The 18499-nt window shown below is 73.6% G+C and carries 17 protein-coding genes; 10 read left to right on the forward strand and 7 right to left on the reverse strand.

The features are described from left to right. Nucleotides 1-242: 242 nt before the first annotated feature. From ilvD to ACZ5D2_RS34105, 5 genes are all read right to left on the reverse strand, one after another. The gene (gene ilvD / locus ACZ5D2_RS34085; protein ID WP_371678020.1) at nt 243-2093 is read right to left on the reverse strand and encodes a dihydroxy-acid dehydratase; all 1851 of its coding nucleotides are present in this window, start codon (nt 2091-2093) and stop codon (nt 243-245) included. A 122-nt stretch (nt 2094-2215) separates the two neighbouring features. Further along, nucleotides 2216-2890: a TetR/AcrR family transcriptional regulator gene (locus tag ACZ5D2_RS34090; RefSeq protein ID WP_371678019.1), complete on the reverse strand. Its 675-nt coding sequence runs from the start codon at nt 2888-2890 to the stop codon at nt 2216-2218. Further along, nucleotides 2887-3711 (reverse strand): sugar phosphate isomerase/epimerase family protein, encoded by an 825-nt coding sequence (locus ACZ5D2_RS34095; RefSeq protein WP_371678018.1) that lies wholly within the window; start codon nt 3709-3711, stop codon nt 2887-2889. The genes ACZ5D2_RS34090 and ACZ5D2_RS34095 overlap by 4 nt, the downstream gene beginning before the upstream one ends. 56 nt (nt 3712-3767) lie before the next feature. Further along, nucleotides 3768-4418, reverse strand: coding sequence for a class I SAM-dependent methyltransferase (locus ACZ5D2_RS34100; RefSeq protein WP_371681235.1), 651 nt, complete (start codon nt 4416-4418; stop codon nt 3768-3770). Between the two features lie 51 nt (nt 4419-4469). Further along, complete coding sequence (locus ACZ5D2_RS34105) at nt 4470-5405, reverse strand: Ppx/GppA family phosphatase (protein WP_371678017.1); 936 nt, start codon at nt 5403-5405, stop codon at nt 4470-4472. Between the two features lie 62 nt (nt 5406-5467). Between ACZ5D2_RS34105 and ACZ5D2_RS34110 the strand changes: the two genes are divergently transcribed. Further along, entirely contained in the window at nt 5468-6286 is an 819-nt protein-coding gene (locus ACZ5D2_RS34110; protein ID WP_371678016.1) for a DUF3109 family protein, read from the forward strand. A gap of 5 nt (nt 6287-6291) precedes the next feature. On the opposite strand, the gene ACZ5D2_RS34115 is transcribed toward ACZ5D2_RS34110, so the two are convergent. Continuing rightward, nucleotides 6292-8070, reverse strand: a complete 1779-nt coding sequence (locus ACZ5D2_RS34115) for a BACON domain-containing protein (protein ID WP_371678015.1) — start codon at nt 8068-8070, stop codon at nt 6292-6294. Nucleotides 8071-8217: 147 nt separating this feature from the next. On the opposite strand from ACZ5D2_RS34115, the gene radA reads away from it, so the two are divergent. Both radA and disA read left to right on the forward strand, forming a co-directional pair. Beyond that, nucleotides 8218-9636: a DNA repair protein RadA gene (gene radA / locus ACZ5D2_RS34120; RefSeq protein WP_266839796.1), complete on the forward strand. Its 1419-nt coding sequence runs from the start codon at nt 8218-8220 to the stop codon at nt 9634-9636. A 199-nt stretch (nt 9637-9835) separates the two neighbouring features. Further along, the gene (gene disA / locus ACZ5D2_RS34125) at nt 9836-10960 is read left to right on the forward strand and encodes a DNA integrity scanning diadenylate cyclase DisA (RefSeq protein ID WP_030236804.1); all 1125 of its coding nucleotides are present in this window, start codon (nt 9836-9838) and stop codon (nt 10958-10960) included. Nucleotides 10961-11166: 206 nt separating this feature from the next. On the opposite strand, the gene ACZ5D2_RS34130 is transcribed toward disA, so the two are convergent. Beyond that, nucleotides 11167-11904, reverse strand: coding sequence for a hypothetical protein (locus tag ACZ5D2_RS34130; RefSeq protein ID WP_468934836.1), 738 nt, complete (start codon nt 11902-11904; stop codon nt 11167-11169). 223 nt (nt 11905-12127) lie between these two features. Between ACZ5D2_RS34130 and ACZ5D2_RS34135 the strand changes: the two genes are divergently transcribed. The 7 genes from ACZ5D2_RS34135 to ACZ5D2_RS34165 all read left to right on the forward strand — a co-directional run bounded on the left by ACZ5D2_RS34135 (nt 12128) and on the right by ACZ5D2_RS34165 (nt 18475). Then, nucleotides 12128-12736 (forward strand): phosphatase PAP2 family protein, encoded by a 609-nt coding sequence (locus ACZ5D2_RS34135; protein ID WP_371678013.1) that lies wholly within the window; start codon nt 12128-12130, stop codon nt 12734-12736. A gap of 28 nt (nt 12737-12764) precedes the next feature. Beyond that, entirely contained in the window at nt 12765-13685 is a 921-nt protein-coding gene (locus ACZ5D2_RS34140) for an HhH-GPD family protein (protein ID WP_371678012.1), read from the forward strand. A 227-nt stretch (nt 13686-13912) separates the two neighbouring features. After that, on the forward strand, nt 13913-14473 hold the full coding sequence (locus ACZ5D2_RS34145) for a SigE family RNA polymerase sigma factor (RefSeq protein ID WP_030236813.1): 561 nt from the start codon (nt 13913-13915) through the stop codon (nt 14471-14473). A 38-nt stretch (nt 14474-14511) separates the two neighbouring features. Continuing rightward, entirely contained in the window at nt 14512-15162 is a 651-nt protein-coding gene (locus tag ACZ5D2_RS34150) for a hypothetical protein (protein WP_371678011.1), read from the forward strand. 16 nt (nt 15163-15178) lie between these two features. Next, complete coding sequence (cseB, locus tag ACZ5D2_RS34155; protein ID WP_371678010.1) at nt 15179-15892, forward strand: two-component system response regulator CseB; 714 nt, start codon at nt 15179-15181, stop codon at nt 15890-15892. A gap of 55 nt (nt 15893-15947) precedes the next feature. After that, nucleotides 15948-17255, forward strand: a complete 1308-nt coding sequence (cseC, locus tag ACZ5D2_RS34160) for a two-component system sensor histidine kinase CseC (RefSeq protein WP_371678009.1) — start codon at nt 15948-15950, stop codon at nt 17253-17255. Nucleotides 17256-17299: 44 nt separating this feature from the next. Continuing rightward, nucleotides 17300-18475 (forward strand): LamG-like jellyroll fold domain-containing protein, encoded by a 1176-nt coding sequence (locus ACZ5D2_RS34165; protein ID WP_371678008.1) that lies wholly within the window; start codon nt 17300-17302, stop codon nt 18473-18475. The last annotated feature ends 24 nt before the right edge of the window (nt 18476-18499 follow it).

Below are 18499 nucleotides of genomic sequence, written 5' to 3' on the forward strand. Positions count from 1 at the left end.
GCAGCGGCGCGAAGCCCGGAAGGCGCCCCGGCGCCGAACGGCGCGAGCGACGCGTGAAGGAGGAGACGCGCGGAACCCCGCCGGGTGGTGAGCCGCTGCGGCCGACGGGCGGAGCCCGGCGCAGCGGCGCGAAGCCCGGAAGGCGCCCCGGCGCCGAACGGCGCGAGCGACGCGTGAAGGAGGAGACGCGCGGAACCCCGCCGGGTGGTGAGCCGCCCGGCGGGGTTCCGGATGCCGGTGGGTCAGCCCAGGCGGGTGACGTCGCGGACCGCGCCCTTGTCGGCGCTGGTGGCCATCGCCGCGTAGGCGCGCAGGGCCGCGGAGACATTGCGCTCGCGGTCCTTCGGGGCGTAGACGCCGCCGAGGGCCTCGTGCCGGGCCGCCAGCACCTCGTCGGAGACCAGGAGCTCGATGGAGCGGTTCGGGATGTCGATGCGGATCCGGTCACCGTCCTCGACGACGGCGATGTTGCCGCCCGAGGCCGCCTCCGGGGAGGCGTGGCCGATGGACAGGCCCGAGGTGCCGCCGGAGAAGCGGCCGTCCGTCACCAGGGCGCAGACCTTGCCGAGGCCGCGGCCCTTGAGGAAGGAGGTCGGGTAGAGCATCTCCTGCATGCCGGGGCCGCCGCGCGGGCCCTCGTAGCGGATGACGACGACGTCGCCCGGCGCGATCTGCTTGGAGAGGATCTTCTCGACGGCCTCGTCCTGCGATTCGCAGACCACGGCCGGGCCCTCGAAGGTCCAGATCGACTCGTCGACGCCGGCGGTCTTGACCACGCAGCCGTCGGCCGCGATGTTGCCGCGCAGGACGGCGAGGCCGCCGTCCTTGGAGTACGCGTGCTGCACGGAGCGGATGCATCCGCCCTCGGCGTCGAGGTCGAGGGTCTCCCAGCGCTCGGACTGGGAGAAGGCGGTCGCGGAGCGCTTGCAGCCGGGGGCCGCGTGCCACAGCTCCATCGCCACGTCGGAGGCGGTGCCGGAGCGGGCGTCCCACTGCGCGAGCCAGTCCTCCAGGTTCTCCGAGTGGACGGTGGTGACGTCCTTGTTGAGGAGCCCGCCGCGGTGCAGTTCGCCGAGGATGGCGGGGATGCCGCCGGCGCGGTGGATGTCCTCCATGTAGTACGTGCCGCCGGGCGCCACGTTCGGGGCGACCTTGGCCAGGCACGGGACGCGGCGGGAGACGGCGTCGATGTCGGTGAGGTCGTAGTCCAGGCCGGCCTCCTGGGCGGCGGCGAGGAGGTGGAGGATCGTGTTCGTGGAGCCGCCCATGGCGATGTCGAGGGCCATGGCGTTCTCGAAGGCCTCGCGGGTGGCGATGTTGCGCGGGAGGACGGACTCGTCGCCGCCCTCGTAGTACCGCTTGGTGATCTCCACGACCGTGCGGCCGGCGTCCTCGTACAGGGCGCGGCGGGCGGTGTGCGTGGCGAGGACCGAGCCGTTGCCGGGGAGGGCGAGGCCGATGGCCTCGGCGAGGCAGTTCATCGAGTTGGCGGTGAACATGCCCGAACACGAGCCGCAGGTCGGGCAGGCGTTCTCCTCGATGCGCAGGACGTCCTCGTCGGAGACGTTCTCGTTGGAGGCGTCGACCATGGCGTCGATCAGGTCGAGCTTGCGGACGGTGCCGTCGACGAGGGTGGCCTGGCCGGCCTCCATCGGGCCGCCGGAGACGAAGACGACCGGGATGTTGAGGCGCATGGCGGCCATCAGCATGCCGGGGGTGATCTTGTCGCAGTTGGAGATGCAGATCAGCGCGTCGGCGCAGTGCGCCTCGACCATGTACTCGACCGAGTCCGCGATCAGGTCGCGGGAGGGCAGGGAGTAGAGCATGCCGGCGTGGCCCATGGCGATGCCGTCGTCGACCGCGATGGTGTTGAACTCGCGCGGGATCGCGCCGGCGGCGCGGATCGCGTCCGAGACGATGCGGCCGACGGGGGCCAGGTGGGTGTGGCCGGGGACGAACTCGGTGAAGGAGTTGGCGACCGCGATGATCGGCTTGCCGATGTCCTCGCTCGCTACGCCCGACGCGCGCATCAGCGCACGAGCGCCTGCCATGTTGCGGCCGTGGGTGACGGTGCGGGACCTCAGCTCGGGCATGCGGTTTCACTCCCCATGAGTGCGGCTGTACGGTCAGCCGCGACTGCGGATATGGCTCGGTTACAAAGCTACGCCCACCGCCCGCGATCCGGACAGCTCGTCCGGATGCCGGGACGACGGGCTCATTCCTCGGTCAGGTAGCGCTGGAGCGTGGGTGCCACGAGGGCGACGATCCGCTCCGGGTCGGCGGACGCGAGCGGCTCCACGCGGACCACGTAGCGCAGCAGCGCGATGCCGATCATGTGGGAGGCGGCCAGCTCGGCCCGCAGCGTCGGGTCCGGTACGTCGAGGTCGGCGGCGACCCGTTCCAGGACCCGGCGCAGGATCAGGCCGCGCAGCACCTTGGCCGCGGCCTCGTGGGTGAGGGCGGAGCGGATCACGGCGAGCAGGGGGGCGCGGGAGACCGGGTTCTCCCAGATGCCGAGGAAGTAGCGGGCCAGCCGTTCGCCGATGCCTTCGGGGCCGTCGCCGATGATCGCCGGGACCACCAGGGCGGGCTCCATGCTCACCTCGATGGCGGCGGCGAAGAGGTCGTCCTTGCTCCCGAAGTAGTGGTGCACCAGGGCCGGGTCCACGCCGGCCACCTTGGCGATGCCGCGGACGGAGGTCTTGTCGTAGCCGCGTTCGGCGAACACCTCGCGGGCGGCGAGGCGGATCCGCTCCTGGGTGCCGGGGCCGTCGTCGGTCTCGTCCTGGCGGGGCCGGCCGGGGCCGCGGCGGCGCTTGACGGGCTCGACCGGCTCGACCGGTTCGGCGGCGGGCCCGGACGGGCCGGCCTGGTCGGACGGCTCCGTCATGAGCGGCGCACCGGCTTCGAGAGGTGCAGGCGGGTGAAGGCCAGCGCCTCGGCGAGGTCGGCCTCGCGCTCGGCGGACGACATGGCGCGGCGGGTGTTCACCTCGATGACGACGTGCCCGTCGAAGGAGGTCCGGGCCAGGCCGGTGAGCAGCTCCGCGCAGGGCTGGGTGCCCCGGCCGGGGACCAGGTGCTCGTCCTTGGCCGATCCGTTGCCGTCGGCGAGGTGGATGTGGGCGAGCCGGTCGCCCATCCGGTCGATCATGGCGGTGGCGTCCGTACGGGCGGTCGCGGTGTGCGAGAGGTCGACGGTGAAGTGCCGGTAGTCGTCCTTGGTGACGTCCCACTCGGGCGCGTAGGCGAGCATCTCGCGGTCGCGGTAGCGCCAGGGGTACATGTTCTCCACGGCGAAGCGGACGTCGGTCTCGTCGGCCATCCGCCAGATCCCGGTGACGAAGTCGCGGGAGTACTGCCGCTGCCAACGGAACGGCGGGTGCACGACGACCGTGCTCGCGCCCAGCTTCTCGGCCGCCGCGCGGGCGCGCTGGAGCTTGATCCAGGGGTCGGTGGACCACACGCGCTGGGTGATGAGCAGGCAGGGGGCGTGGACGGCCAGGATCGGCACCCCGTGATGGTCCGACAGCCGGCGCAGGGCGTCGACGTCCTGGCTGACCGGGTCCGTCCAGACCATGACCTCGACGCCGTCGTAGCCGAGGCGGGCGGCGATCTCGAAGGCGGTCGCCGTGGACTCCGGGTAGACGGAGGCGGTGGAGAGCGCGACTTTCGGGGTGGTGGTGGTCGGGATACGGACTGGTTCTGCCACGGGGACAGATTACGGGGCCCCTGCCCCGCCGGGGCGGCCCGGCCCCGGAAGCCGTCTCAATGCCGTCGCCAGACCAGCGTGTAGCGCCAGAACAGCCGACGGCGCAGCCGGACGCCCGGCAGCAGCCGGGCGGCCTCGTGGGCGATCTCGGCGAAGGTCATGGACGCGGGCCTGGTCGGGGCGGTCATCGAGGCCGGGCGGGGTGCCGTACGCCCCTTGTTCTTGGTCCATCCCAGGGCGGCGTTCAGCGGGACCGCGACGGCGCCGAGGAGGTGGTCGCCGCGGGTCCGCGCCCGGTACACGCCGACGACGACCAGGGTCCCGCCCGGCGCGAGCCGCTCGCGGAAGTGGCCGAGGGCCTCGGTGAACGGCAGGTGGTGGAGGACGGCCACGCAGGTGACGACGTCGTACGTCCCCTCCTCCTCCAGGGCCTCCCCGACGGCGAAGGTCACCGGTGCCCCGGCGGGGGTGAGCTCCCGGGCCCGCGCGACGATCCGCGGATCGGCGTCGACCCCGTGCACGGCGGCGGCGCGCGCGGTCAGCGCCCTGGCCAGGTCGCCGCTGCCGGAGCCGACGTCCAGGGCGCGGGCGCGGCGGCGGGGCAGCTGCCGCAGGATCCACGGGTGGTAGTGGGCGTTGTGGTCCCAGGGGTGGGCGTCGTTGAACCGGCCGAGCGCCTCGATGACGCGGGGCGTCAGGATCGTGATCATCCGGCGATGATCGCCGGGGCCCCGGCGGGTGGTCCAGCCTCCGCAGGATCACGCCCCGGGGGGCAGGTGGTCCAGCCTCCGCAGGATCACTCCCTCGCGCAGGGCCCACGGGCAGATCTCCAGCTCGTCCACGCCGAAGAGGTCCATCGCGGCCTCCGCCACCAGGGCCCCGGCCAGGAGCTGGGCGGCGCGGCCGTCCGAGACGCCGGGGAGGGCGGAGCGTTCGGCGGTGGTCATCTCGGCCAGTCGCGGGACCCACTCGCCCAGGGCCTTGCGGGTCAGGTCCCGCTGCACGTACAGGCCGTCCGCCTCCCGGGCCGCGCCCGCGATGCGGGCGAGCTGCTTGAAGGTCTTCGAGGTGGCGACGACGTGGTCCGGGGCGCCGAAGCGGCTGAACTCGCCGACCGTGCGGGCGATGCTGGCCCGCACGTGCCGGCGCAGGGCCTTCACGTCCGCCGGGTCCGGCGGGTCGCCGGGGAGCCAGGCGGAGGTGAGGCGGCCGGCGCCGAGCGGGAGGGAGACGGCCGCGTCCGGCTCCTCGTCGATGCCGTACGCGATCTCCAGCGAGCCGCCGCCGATGTCCAGGACCAGCAGCTTGCCGGCCGACCAGCCGAACCACCGCCGGACCGCGAGGAAGGTCAGCCGGGCCTCGTCGTCGCCGCTGAGCACCGGGAGCTCCAGCCCGGTCTCGGCCTTCACCCGGGCGAGGACCTCGTCGGCGTTGGGGGCCTCGCGCACCGCGCTGGTCGCGAAGGGCAGCAGGTCCTCGCAGCCCTTGTCCTCGGCGGCCTGCACGGCCTCGCCGATCACCGAGACGAGGCGCTCTATGCCGTCCGCGCTGACGGCCCCGCGCTCGTCCAGGAGCTGCGCCAGGCGCAGTTGCACCTTGTGCGAGTGCGCGGGCAGCGGGCGCGCGCCGGGGTGCGCGTCGACCACCAGCAGATGGACCGTGTTCGAACCCACATCCAGGACACCGAGTCTCATGCGGGAAACGCTACTGGGCCGAACGCGGAGGAGCGGAGCAAGGGGCCCTTAGGCTGGGCTTTGTGCCAAATACGAAGAAGGCCAACAAGACCCGGTCGAAGAAGGACAAGGGCGAGGAGCCGGACGAGAAGGGGCTCGACTTCCCCCGGGCCTGGGTGGAATTCCCCGACCCCGCCGATGACGAGCAGGTCTTCCGCTGCGACCTGACCTGGCTGACCTCCCGCTGGACCTGCATCTTCGGCAGTGGCTGCCAGGGGATCCAGGCCGGGCGGGCCGATGACGGCTGCTGCACCCTCGGGGCGCACTTCTCCGACGAGGACGACGAGAAGCGGGTCGCCGAGCACGTGGCGCGGCTCACCCCCGAGCTGTGGCAGTTCCACGACGTCGGGAGCGAGTCCGGCTGGACGCAGCTCGACGACGACGGGGAGAAGCAGACCCGCCGCTGGGACGGGGCCTGCATCTTCCTGAACCGGCCCGGTTTCCCGGCCGGGGCGGGGTGCTCGCTGCACATCCTGGCCCTCAAGGGGGGCCAGGAGCCGCTGGAGACCAAGCCGGACGTGTGCTGGCAGCTGCCGATCCGCCGTACGTACGACTGGATCGACCGCCCCGACGACACCCGGATCCTGCAGGTGTCGATCGGCGAGTACGACCGGCGCGGCTGGGGCCCGGGCGGTCACGACCTGCACTGGTGGTGCACGTCGGCGACCTCCGCGCACGGGGCCGGCGACCCGGTGTACGTGTCGTACCGGGCGGAGCTGACGGAGCTGATGGGTGCGGAGGGGTACGCGGAGCTGGTGAGGCTGTGCGAGGCGCGGCTGGCCTCGCTGCTGCCGATGGCACCGCATCCCGCGGATCCGGTGCCCCCGGTGGACCGCTCCTGACGGCGTCAGGGCCCGGAGGGGGCCGGTCCGGGGGAAACCGTTCCTCCTGAGGACGGCTCCGGGGCCGGGGGGTCCGTCGGTGTGGGCGTCGGGGTCGGCGTGGGCGTCGGGGTGGGGGTCGGTGTCGGCGTGGGGGTGGGCTGCGGCGGGTCCGGGGTCGGCGTCGGCGTGGGCTGCGGCGGGTCCGGGGTGGGGGCCGGGCGGCCGCGGCCCTGGACGACGATCATCGCGCCGGCCGGGTCCACCCCGACGCGGGCGCTCCAGGCGCCGACGGGCTGGGCCCCGGCGTCCACGGTGATCCGCAGGATGACCGATTCTCCGGGGGCGAGGGTGCCCGCCGTGCGGCTCGCGCGCAGCCAGGGCGCGTCCGACCAGAGCCGCCAGTCGACGGGGCCGCCGCCGGAGGCCGTGAGGGTGAGCAGGGTGGTGGAGCCGCGGGTGGTGGCGGCGACCGTGAGCCGGCCGGGGGCGCCGGGGGCGTCCGCTCCGGGGGTGGCGGGCGGGCCGGTGCTGATCACCTCGACGGAGACGTCGGGGCCGGCGGCGCCGGGGGCGAAGCCGGGCTCGCCGGTGGTGTGCGCCGTGTTGCCGGTGTTCTCGTAGGCGGTCAGGGGGCGCCCCTCGGCCGCGTACGGGGGCGGGATCTGCGATTCGCTGGCGGAGACGCGGGTGCCGTCGGCGCCGACGGGTTCACCGGTGACGGGGGCGCCCCGGTACGCCGCCCACAGGGCGAGTACGGGAGCGGCGACGACGGTGGCGACGACGGTGGTGGTCACGGCCCGCGCCCGGAGCCGGTCGCGCCGGGCGGCGCGGTCCTTGGGGTCCATGGGGAAACCGGTCCGGTCGAAGCGCGGTCCGGGGCGCCCGCCGCGGCGCCGGCCCGAGCGGAGCATCGCGGCGTGCAGGGCGGGGCGGGGGGCCGGGACCAGCGGGAGCGCGGCGTGGACGCCGCCGGTACCGGGCCAGGGGGCGCCGGCGCCCACGCGTTCGGCGGCGCGGCGGCAGCGCGGGCAGTCGTCGACGTGGCGGACGAGTTCGGCGCGCAGGGTGCTGGACAGCAGTACGTCGCCGGGGGCGCCGTCGCCCTGGTCGCCGGTGAGGCGGGCCACGGCCGGACAGTTGCCGGTCTCCACGACGGCGAGGGCGGCGCGGGTGCGCTCCACCTCGCAGGCGGCGCCGGACAGCAGTTCGCGCGCGGCGGCGGCGGGGGTGCCGAGGACGGCGGCGAGTTCACCGACGCCGAGGCGGTGGCGGACGGCGAGTTCGAGGGCTTCGCGCTGCTCGGGGGTGGTGCCGGCGGCCTCGGGCCAGGCGAGCCGGGCCAGCTCGGTACGGCGGTGGGCGCTGACGTCGAACCCGGGGCGCTCCCCCGGAGCATGCCCGGCGTTCGTGTGCTCCGGCGTACGCCGGGCGGAATGCGCCCCCTGGCGTGCGCTCCGCCGCTCGGCCAGCCGGCTCAGGCAGCCCCAGCGGGCCAGGGCGTACAGCCAGGCGCGGCGGCCGCCCTCGTCGGGACACCGGCCGGGATGGCGTTCGGCGACGGCGAGGACGTCCCCGAGCACCTCGGTGGCGGTGTCGTGGTCGCAGAGGACGGAGAGGCAGTAGGTGAACAGTCCGTCCAGGTAGGGCTCGTGCCGGGAGGGCGGGGGCTGTTCGTCCGGGGCCGCCGGGCGGGCGGGGGCCGCCGGTGCCCCCGGGTACGCCGGGTCCGCCGAGGGCGTGCGCCCGTGCGCCCGGTGTGCGCCGGTGCGCGATGCGGGGTCTCCCTGGTTGCTGCTGTTCACCTGGCGACCGTAGGCGGCGCGCCGGTGACGCCCCGGAAGCCTTCAGCAGTTTTAGCCCTTACGGGTGAACAGATCGGTACCCCGCTGACAGCGCCCCTGACGCCCGTACGGCCGGGGCTGTCGGTGGCTGCGGTTACCGTGGGCCGCATGGCTGCTGCCCGTACCTCCCGCTCGTCCGCCAAGGACCGGCCGTCCTACCGTTGCTCCGAGTGCGGCTGGACGACCGCGAAATGGCTCGGCCGCTGCCCCGAATGCCAGGCGTGGGGCACCGTCGAGGAGATGGGCGGGGCGCCCGCCGTACGGACCACCGCGGCCGGCCGCGTCTCCGCGCCCGCCCTGCCCATCGCCCAGGTCGACGGCCGCACCGCGACCGCGCGCAGCACCGGCGTCGACGAACTGGACCGCGTCCTGGGCGGCGGGCTGGTCCCGGGCGCCGTCGTCCTCCTCGCCGGCGAGCCCGGCGTCGGCAAGTCGACCCTGCTGCTCGACGTCGCGGCGAAGGCGGCCACCGGCGACCACCGCACCCTCTACGTCACGGGCGAGGAGTCCGCGAGCCAGGTCCGGCTGCGCGCCGACCGGATCAACGCCCTCAACGACCACCTCTTCCTCGCCGCCGAGACCGACCTGTCCGCCGTACTGGGCCACCTCGACGCGGTGAAGCCCTCCCTGCTGGTCCTGGACTCCGTACAGACCATCGCCTCCCCCGAGATCGACGGCGCGCCCGGCGGCATGGCCCAGGTCCGGGAGGTGGCCGGCGCGCTGATCCGCGCGTCCAAGGAACGGGGCATGGCCACCCTCCTGGTCGGCCACGTCACCAAGGACGGGGCGATCGCCGGCCCCCGTCTGCTGGAGCACCTGGTGGACGTGGTCCTCAGCTTCGAGGGCGACCGCCACGCGCGACTGCGCCTCGTACGCGGTGTGAAGAACCGCTACGGCGCCACCGACGAGGTCGGCTGCTTCGAGCTCCACGACGAGGGCATCACCGGGCTCGCCGACCCCAGCGGGCTGTTCCTGACCCGGCGGGCCGAGGCGGTGCCGGGCACCTGCCTGACCGTGACCCTGGAGGGCAAGCGCCCGCTGGTCGCCGAGGTGCAGGCGCTCACCGTCGACTCGCAGATCCCCTCCCCTCGCCGCACCACCTCCGGCCTGGAGACCTCGCGCGTCTCGATGATGCTGGCGGTGCTGGAGCAGCGCGGGCGGATCACCGCGCTCGGCAAGCGGGACATCTACAGCGCGACCGTGGGCGGCGTGAAGCTCACCGAACCCGCCGCCGACCTCGCGATCGCGCTCGCGCTGGCCTCGGCCGCCAGTGACGTGCCGCTGCCGAAGAACCTCGTCGCCATCGGGGAGGTCGGGCTCGCCGGCGAGGTGAGGCGGGTGACGGGTGTGCAGCGGCGGCTGTCCGAGGCGCACCGGCTGGGCTTCACGCACGCGTTGGTGCCGGCGGATCCGGGGAAGGTTCCCGCGGGGATGAAGGTGACCGAGGTCGCGGACGTGGGCGACGCGCTGCGGGTCCTGCCGCGCGGCCGCTCCCGCACCCCGGCGAAGGAGCGCGCAGCGGAATAAGAGCCTCCGCACGCGGGCCGGCCCGGACCTCCCGCGGGCCCTCCCGGGCCAGGTCAGGGGACCCGCGCGGGCCTCCGTACGGACCCCCGTCGCGGCGATGCGCGCCAAGGCACGGCGGGCGCACAGCCCGCGCCGGTAGACTTTGTGCTGGTCCGCCCGGCTGTACGCAGGCGGCGCAACCCGCGACCGGAGGAGTGCAGTGGCAGCCAAGGACGGGGCATCAGCACCCGGGAAGTCCGGCGCGAGCTCCAAGCACGACGCGCTGATGCGCGCCTCGCTGAGCGCCGTCGCGCCTGGTCAGCCCCTGCGCGACGGCCTGGAGCGGATCGTCCGCGGCAACACGGGCGGGCTCATCGTCCTCGGCATGGACAAGAACGTCGAGGCGATGTGCACGGGCGGCTTCGTCCTGGACGTGGAGTTCACCGCGACCCGGCTGCGCGAGCTGTGCAAGCTCGACGGCGCGCTCATCCTCGACAAGGACATCACCAAGATCCTGCGGGCCGGCGTGCAGCTGGTGCCCGACGCGTCGATCCCGACGGAGGAGACCGGCACCCGGCACCGCACCGCGGACCGCGTCTCGAAGCAGTGCGGCTTCCCGGTGGTCTCCGTGTCCCAGTCGATGCGGCTGATCGCCCTCTACGTCGACGGGGAGCGGCGGGTCCTGGAGGAGTCCGGGGCGATCCTGTCGCGGGCGAACCAGGCGCTGGCCACCCTGGAGCGGTACAAGCTGCGGCTCGACGAGGTCGCGGGGACGCTGTCGGCGCTGGAGATCGAGGACCTGGTCACCGTCCGCGACGTGACGGCGGTCGCCCAGCGGCTGGAAATGGTCCGCCGGATCGCGACGGAAATCGCCGAGTACGTGGTCGAACTGGGCACGGACGGACGACTGCTGTCGCTCCAGCTGGACGAACTGACCGTCGGCATCGAGCAGGAGCGGGAGCTGGTGATCCGGGACTACGTTCCGGAGCCGACGGCGAAGCGTTCCCGCACGGTGGAGGAAGCGCTGCCGGCGCTGGACGCGCTGACCCATCCGGAACTGCTGGAACTGGCGATCGTGGCGAAGGCCCTGGGGTACACCGGCTCGCCGGAGACCCTCGACTCGGCGGTGTCGCCGCGCGGGTACCGGCTGCTGGCCAAGGTGCCGAGGCTGCCGGGGGCGATCATCGAGCGGCTGGTCGAGCACTTCGGCGGGCTGCAGAAGCTGCTGGCGGCGTCGGTGGACGACCTCCAGACGGTGGACGGCGTCGGCGAGGCCCGTGCGCGCAGCGTCCGCGAGGGCCTGTCCCGCCTGGCGGAGTCGTCGATCCTGGAACGCTACGTCTGACGGCACCCCGGTGACCCGGCCCCGCCAGGGGCACCTCCCAGCGTTGGCTGGGGGAGTTCGGGGCGCGGGCGCGGAGCGCCGTGCGGTGACCGGCGCGACCCCGACCCCGACGGCCGGCCGATCCGGGCGCAGCCCGGGGAACGGTGGAAGGGCGGGTAGGGGACCGATCCGCGCGGCGGCACCCACCCGCAGGCGGCCAAGAGGGGTCAGTCCTGCTTCAGGACGAAGGAGGTGCGGGCCACCGGAAGGCCCGGGGACTTCACCTCGACCACATACGTGTCAGCCGCCGGGCTCCCCGCCGGAGGCGTCTGGCACTGGTCCGGCGCGCTCAGCTTCCGGTCCCACTCCACCGCCTGCTTCGTCTCTCCCTGCGCCGGCAGCCGGAAGAACGCGTTCGCCGCGTTCGCCGGGCAGTCCGCGGAGGACCAGACGGCCTTGGCGCCCTGCGTCTGGAAGATCGTCACGACGGATTGCCGCGGACCGAGTCCGAACTTGCAGGTGCTGCCGGAGATGTTGCGGACGAGGAGTTCGAGACGCGGCTTCTCGTTCGTCTCGTACTCGTTCTTCACGCTCTTGACCTCCCACTGCAGCGCGCTCGCCGGGCACGTCGGGAGCGGGAAGTCCGCCGGCACCTGTGCCGGGGAGCCGCCGGCCGCGGAGCCTGAGCCGCCGGAGCCCGAAGCGGAACCGGAGCCGGACCCCGAGCCCGAACCGCCGCCCGTCTCACCGTTCTTGCCCCCGCCGCCCGAGGCGGCGCCCGAGTCGCCCCGTCCGCCCGGCGCCTGACTGATCGCCGGCCCGGAGCCCGAGGGGCCGGGGGTGATCGTGCGCACGGGTCCGGAGCCGTCGCCGCCGCCCTTGCCGTTCGTACTCGACGTACCTCCGCCGGAACTGACGGTCCATACGGCGAGCAGCGCCAAGAGCGCCGCGACGGACGCCAGCACGGCCCTCCGTCGCCAGTAAATGGAGGAGGGGAGCGGCCCGACCGGATTGCGCAGAGATCCCACGGACCGAACCTTACGAGAACTCGTGCCGCGATCAGCGTCCCCCATGCCGCACATCCGGCAGGTTTTGCCGATGATCATCCTGCGGGCGTACACGGGAGGGACGAGATCCGGCCAAGGTGCTGACGCCGCCGGAACGGAGGTTTGAGTACCGTCGGTGACCATGGACAGCTCTGCCCTCTACCGCGACATCACCGACTTCGCCCACTCCACGCCCTCCTGGGTGCGGTGGGCGTTCGAAGTCTGGACCGAATTCGGACTGCTGCTCTTCGGTCTGCTCTTCATAGCCGTCTGGTGGCGTGCGCGCGGGCACGGTGATCCCCGGGCGGTGGCGCTCGCCGTCCTCGCCCCGCTCGCCACCGCACTCGTCTACGTCGCCTCCGAGCTGGTGAAGTCCACCGTGAACGAGGAACGGCCCTGCCGGGCGGTGGCCGGGGCGGCCGCCTCGCTCGTCCCCTGCCCGCCGTACGGGGACTGGTCCTTCCCCAGCAACCACTCCGCCATCGCGGGCGCGGCCGCCGTCGCCCTCGCGCTGGCCGTGCCCCGCCTCGCCCTGCTGACCGTGCCCGTCGCCCTGCTGATGGCGTTCTCCCGGGTCTTCGTCGGGGTGCACTACCCGCACGACGTGGCGATGGGCCTGCTGCTGGGGGCCTCGCTGGCCACCCTCGCCGTACTGGTGCTCACGAACCCGCTGGCCCGGGTGACGGCCGCGGTCCGCACGAGCGGCACCCCCGTCGCCGTCTGGTTCACCGGGCCGGGCCGGGCGGCGTAGGCCCGAAACGTGCCAGGATGCGTCTGCCATGACTGCATCTGCCTCATCCCCCGCGTCCCCCGCCGGTCCTCCGCGCACCCACGCGCTGCACTCCCCCGTCATCGCGTGGTTCGACGAGCACGCCCGTGACCTGCCCTGGCGCCGCCCCGAGGCCGGCCCCTGGGGGGTCATGGTCAGCGAGTTCATGCTGCAGCAGACCCCGGTCAGCCGGGTCCTGCCGGTCTACGAGCAGTGGCTCGCCCGGTGGCCACGGCCCGCCGCCCTGGCCGCCGAGGCGCCGGGCGAGGCCGTACGGGCCTGGGGGCGGCTCGGCTACCCGCGCCGGGCGCTGCGCCTGCACGGCGCGGCCGTCGCGATAACGGAACGCCACGGCGGCGACGTACCGAGCGACCACGCCCAGCTGCTGTCGCTGCCGGGGATCGGCGAGTACACGGCCGCCGCCGTGGCCTCCTTCGCGTACGGGCAGCGGCACGCGGTGCTGGACACCAACGTGCGCCGGGTCTTCGCCCGCGCGTCCAGCGGGGTCGAGTACCCGCCGAACGCCACGACGGCCGCCGAGCGGCGCCTGGCCCGGGAACTGCTGCCCGACGACGAGGCCACGGCGGCCCGCTGGGCCGCGGCGTCGATGGAGCTGGGCGCGCTGGTGTGCACGGCCAAGAACCCGGACTGCGCGCGCTGCCCGGTGGCGGGCCTGTGCGCGTGGCGGCTGGCCGGGAAGCCCGCGCACGAGGGACCGCCGCGGCGCGGGCAGACGTACGCCGGGACCGACCGGCAGGTGCGCGGGAAGCTGCTGGCCGTGCTGCGCGAAGCGGTCGGTCCGGTTCCGCAGTCGGTGCTCGACACCGTCTGGAACGAACCGGTGCAGCGGGCGCGCGCGCTGGACGGGCTGGTGTCCGACGGGCTGGTGGAGCCGCTCGCGCACGGCATGTACCGGCTGCCGCAGAGCTGACCGACGAAATCCGAACGCCCCCGGTGGCCGGCCGGAGCGCGGCTCGAAGTTGACTCGATCATTCCGCTTCGGGCCGCGAAACCCCAGCTCACAGGCACTGTTACACAACCTACGGGTGTCCGTGCGCCCACCGAAGGCTGACCCGCACAGTGCCGTGACAACCCGTCCGTAACTTCGGATCCACAAGCCAGCGCATGAGCGGTTGGTCGGAACGGAGGCGGTCTGAGATGGCGCACGGCGAGGTACTCGAATTCGAGGAGTACGTACGCACCCGGCAGGACGCCCTGCTGCGCAGTGCCCGGCGCCTGGTCCCGGACCCGACGGACGCCCAGGACCTCCTCCAGACCGCCCTCGTACGCACCTACGGCCGCTGGGAGGGCATCGCCGACAAGTCGCTGGCCGACGCCTACCTCCGCCGCGTCATGATCAACACCCGTACCGAGTGGTGGCGGGCCCGCAAGCTCGACGAGGTCCCCACCGAGCAGCTCCCGGACGCCTCCGTCGAGGACGGCTCCGACCAGCGCGCCGACCGCGCCCTGCTGATGGACATCCTCAAGGTGCTCGCGCCCAAGCAGCGCAGTGTGGTGGTGCTGCGACACTGGGAGCAGATGAGCACCGAGGAAACGGCCGCGGCGCTCGGTATGTCGGCGGGAACCGTGAAGAGCACCCTGCACCGCGCACTGGCCCGGCTCCGTCAGGAACTGGAGAGCCGGGACCTGGACATGCGCGCGCTCGAACGCGGTGACCACACCATCCGTGACGAGGGGCGGGAGCGGTGCGCGGCCTGACTGGCCAAGACCCGGGCGGTAGAGGCTCTCTGGTACTGATGTCGGCGGGGACGGTCGTCCTCGTCGGCACAGTGCTGTTCGCGGCCGGCTGCTCCACCGGCGGCACGGGCCTCAAGGACGGCGGCCCCGCCCACACCGAGACCGTGTCCCGGAGCAACCAGCCGACGAGCGACGGGGCCAGCGAACCGGCCGCCACGGACCACTCCCCCGCCGCGTCCGCCGGAACGGCCAAGCGGGTCGACCCCGTGGCCCTGCTCAAGGCGGACCCGAAGGTGAGCGCCGCCGTCAAGCGCGACCTCAAGCCCTGCACGGGCCAGCAGTACCCGATCGACGTCAGCTACGGGAAGGTCACCGGGAACACCGTCGTCGACATCGTCGTCAACGTGCTGTCCTGCGCGGACGCGATGGGCCGCGGCTCGTACGTGTACCGGGCCGACGGAGGAAAGTACGAGAATGTCTTCTCGGACGAGCAGCCGCCCGTCTACGCGGAGATCGACCGCGGTGAGCTGGTGCTCAACAAACCGGTCTACGGGAAGAACGACGCGCTCGCCTACCCGTCGGGCGAGGACGTGATCACGTACCGCTGGAACGGGGAACGGTTCACCGAACAGGACCGGGTGCACACGGACTACAGCAATGTGGTCGACGGCGGGAGCCCTCCCGCCCCGGCCGTATCGCCGAAGAGCTGACGAGGTGAGGGTGGGCATGGCCGAGACCCATGTGCTGTTCGTGGAGGACGACGACGTCATCCGCGAGGCCACGACGCTGGCGCTGGAACGCGACGGCTTCGTGGTCACCGCCATGCCCGACGGACTGTCCGGGCTGGAGTCCTTCCGCGCCGACCGTCCGGACATCGCCCTCCTCGACGTGATGGTGCCCGGGATGGACGGCGTGAGCCTGTGCCGCCGCATCCGCGACGAGTCCACTGTCCCCGTGATCATGCTGTCGGCCCGCGCCGACTCCATCGACGTGGTCCTGGGCCTGGAGGCGGGCGCGGACGACTACGTCACCAAGCCCTTCGACGGCTCCGTCCTCGTCGCCCGGATCCGCGCCGTGCTGCGCCGCTTCGGCCACGCCGGCGGCCCGCAGAACGGCGCCTCGAACGCCGACGGGGCCGACGGCTCCGGTGAACGCGGGGTGCTGTCCTTCGGCGACCTGGAGGTCGACACCGAGGGCATGGAGGTCCGCAAGGCGGGCGCCTCCGTCGCGCTGACGCCGACCGAGATGCGGCTGCTGCTGGAGTTCTCCTCCGCACCGGGTACCGTCCTGTCGCGCGACCGGCTCCTGGAACGGGTCTGGGACTACGACTGGGGCGGTGACACCCGCGTCGTGGACGTCCACGTCCAGCGGCTGCGCACCAAGATCGGCCAGGACCGGATCGAGACGGTCCGGGGCTTCGGATACAAGCTCAAGGCATGAGGAACGAGGGTCATGAGGGACGCGACCGCATGAGGACCATGAGGACCGCGACCGCATGAGGCGCTTCACCCTGCGCACGGGGATCCGCTGGAAGATCACGCTCGCCATCGCCGCCGTCGGCGCGCTCACCGCGCTGGCGCTCAGCCTGGTGGTGCACAGCGCTGCCCGCGTGTCGATGCTGGAGAGCGCCCGCGAGGCCGAGCTGGAGCGGGTGCAGTTCATCGCCCGCACCGACGCCGGCCGCAAGCCCATCTGGGGCGCGAAGCTCAACGACCCCGATCTGCCCGCGGAACTGCGCGAGAAGGCCCGGTCGGGACGGCGCGGCACCTACGTCCAGGAGTCCCGCAAGGGGCCCGTGGTGTGGGCCGCCGTCCCCCTCGGCAACGGGCAGGTGCTCTCCCTGAGCCACCGGTTCCAGGAGAGCGCCAACATGGTGCGCGACCTGGACCGGGCGCTGGTGGTCGGCTCCCTCGCCGTCGTGATCGGGGGTTCGGCCCTCGGCGTGCTCATCGGCGGCCAGATCTCCAGCCGGCTGCGCAAGGCCGCGGCCGCCGCGCAGCGGGTGGCGCACGGGGATCCGGACGTACGGGTGCGGGACGCGGTGGGCGGTGTCGTACGGGACGAGACGGACGATCTCGCACGGGCCGTGGACGCCATGGCGGACGCCCTCCAGCAGCGGCTGGAGGCCGAACGGCGGGTGACCGCGGACATCGCGCACGAGCTGCGGACCCCGGTGACGGGCCTGCTCACGGCCGCGGAGCTGCTGCCCCCGGGCCGCCCGACGGAGCTGGTGCTCGACCGGGCGCGGGCGATGCGGGCCCTGGTCGAGGACGTGCTGGAGGTGGCCCGGCTGGACAGCGCGTCCGAGCGGGCCGAGCTCCAGGACGTGGCGCTGGGCGAGTTCGTCAGCCGGCGGGTGTCCACGCTGATGCCGGAGGCCTCGGTACGGGTCGTCGCGGACGAGATCGTCAGCACCGACCCGCGCCGTCTGGAGCGGATCCTCGGGAACCTGCTGGCCAACGCCGCACGGTACGGGCGGCCGCCGATCCAGGTCGACATCGAGGGCCGGGTCGTGCGCGTGCGGGACCACGGCCCCGGATTCCCCGAGGCGCTGCTGCTGGAGGGGCCGAGCCGGTTCCGGACCGGGTCGACGGACCGGGCGGGCGTCGGGCACGGGCTGGGGCTGACCATCGCGGAGGGCCAGGCCCGGGTCCTGGGGGCCCGGCTGACGTTCCGCAACGTGGCGGGCCCCGGCGAGGCGACGGGCGGGGGCGCCGCGGCGGGGGCGGTGGCGGTGCTGTGGCTGCCGGAGCACGCCCCGACGGCGACGGGCAGCTTCCCGATCGTCCAGCTGCCGGGCTGACGCGGCCGTTCGCCCGCGCACCGCGATGTTTTAGCATCCGTGCCATGACTGACGGTACGGATCGCCCGCACGGCCCCCAGCCCGACCCCGCCCCCGGGAGCGGCGGCGGCTACGGATACCCGCCGGGACGGATACCCGGCGGGTACGGCTATCCGCAGCCCGGAGAGCCCGCCCCCGGCGCCGCCTCGAACCCCTACCAGCCCGAGCCCGTACCGGGCGGACCGGCCGGCGGCCAGGGCGGCTTCGGCCCGCCGCAGGCGCAGCCCCCGCTCGCCGCGGAACCGCTCGCGCCCGCGCCCGAGCCCTTCGGTGCCGCCGCGCAGCCTGACTGGCAGGCGATGGCCGACCGCACGGAGGCGCAGCGGCGCAAGCGCAGGCTGCTGACCATCGGCATCGGCGCCCTGGTGGTCGCGCTGGTGGCCGGCGGCGCGGCCTTCTTCGTCCTGGGCGGCTCGGACGACCCGGGCAAGGGTCCCGTGACGGCCTCCTCCGGCTCCCCCGGTCCTTCCGGCTCGGCGGAGTCCCCGGACCCCAAGACCCCGGAGGACGACTCCCCGACCGTTGCGGGCGAGCCGAACCTGCTGCGCGACCGCAGCGGCAAGATGGGCATCGCGCTCGGCCCGGGTGCCTCGCTGGGCGAGCTGGCCAAGCGGACCGAGGTCAGGTTCAAGGGGGCGGCGGACTCGTACGCGCAGGGCGCCGAGGCGGCCGTGGACGTCTCGAAGAGCTTCACCGTCTCCACGCGCGCCTACAACGTGGCCGAGACCGGTTCGCGGATGGCGGTCAGCCAGGGCGACGGGGACTCGTACTCCTTCGAGCTGGGCTTCGAGGTCGTCAACGGCAAGAAGGCCTGGGTGTTCCGGGTGCAGACCGGGGACAAGGGCCAGGCCGCGACGGCCCAGCAGGTGGTCGTGGACAACGTCGACACGACGCGGACGTGGGCCCTGCTGACGGGGACGTACGACGCGGAGAAGAAGACCATCGCGCTGTGGGTCGACGACAAGCAGGCCGGTCAAGCCCAGGTGTCCGGCATCTGGGCCGGTCCCGGCCCGCTGCAGCTGGGCCGGGCCCGCCACCACGGGATCTGGAGCGCCGCGTGGGACGGTCCGCTGGACCACGTCCGGATCTTCGACCGCGCGCTGGGGCAGGAACAGATCACGGGCCTGAAGAACAACAAGCTCGACAAGAAGACCCGGCCGACGCACTCGTGGCTGATCTGATCCCGCCGGGGCCCGCGGGGATCC

It is taken from the genome of Streptomyces sp. NPDC031479 (assembly GCF_055581065.1).

Excerpts from the sequence above, each read along its gene's own strand:
- ilvD (WP_371678020.1), bottom strand. The coding sequence starts at position 2,093 with ATGCCCGAGCTGAGGTCCCGCACCGTCACCCACGGCCGCAACATGGCA.
- ACZ5D2_RS34090 (WP_371678019.1), bottom strand. The coding sequence starts at position 2,890 with ATGACGGAGCCGTCCGACCAGGCCGGCCCGTCCGGGCCCGCCGCCGAA.
- ACZ5D2_RS34105 (WP_371678017.1), bottom strand. The coding sequence starts at position 5,405 with ATGAGACTCGGTGTCCTGGATGTGGGTTCGAACACGGTCCATCTGCTG.
- radA (WP_266839796.1), top strand. The coding sequence starts at position 8,218 with ATGGCTGCTGCCCGTACCTCCCGCTCGTCCGCCAAGGACCGGCCGTCC.
- ACZ5D2_RS34135 (WP_371678013.1), top strand. The coding sequence starts at position 12,128 with ATGGACAGCTCTGCCCTCTACCGCGACATCACCGACTTCGCCCACTCC.
- ACZ5D2_RS34140 (WP_371678012.1), top strand. The coding sequence starts at position 12,765 with ATGACTGCATCTGCCTCATCCCCCGCGTCCCCCGCCGGTCCTCCGCGC.
- ACZ5D2_RS34145 (WP_030236813.1), top strand. The coding sequence starts at position 13,913 with ATGGCGCACGGCGAGGTACTCGAATTCGAGGAGTACGTACGCACCCGG.
- ACZ5D2_RS34150 (WP_371678011.1), top strand. The coding sequence starts at position 14,512 with ATGTCGGCGGGGACGGTCGTCCTCGTCGGCACAGTGCTGTTCGCGGCC.
- cseB (WP_371678010.1), top strand. The coding sequence starts at position 15,179 with ATGGCCGAGACCCATGTGCTGTTCGTGGAGGACGACGACGTCATCCGC.
- cseC (WP_371678009.1), top strand. The coding sequence starts at position 15,948 with ATGAGGCGCTTCACCCTGCGCACGGGGATCCGCTGGAAGATCACGCTC.
- ACZ5D2_RS34165 (WP_371678008.1), top strand. The coding sequence starts at position 17,300 with ATGACTGACGGTACGGATCGCCCGCACGGCCCCCAGCCCGACCCCGCC.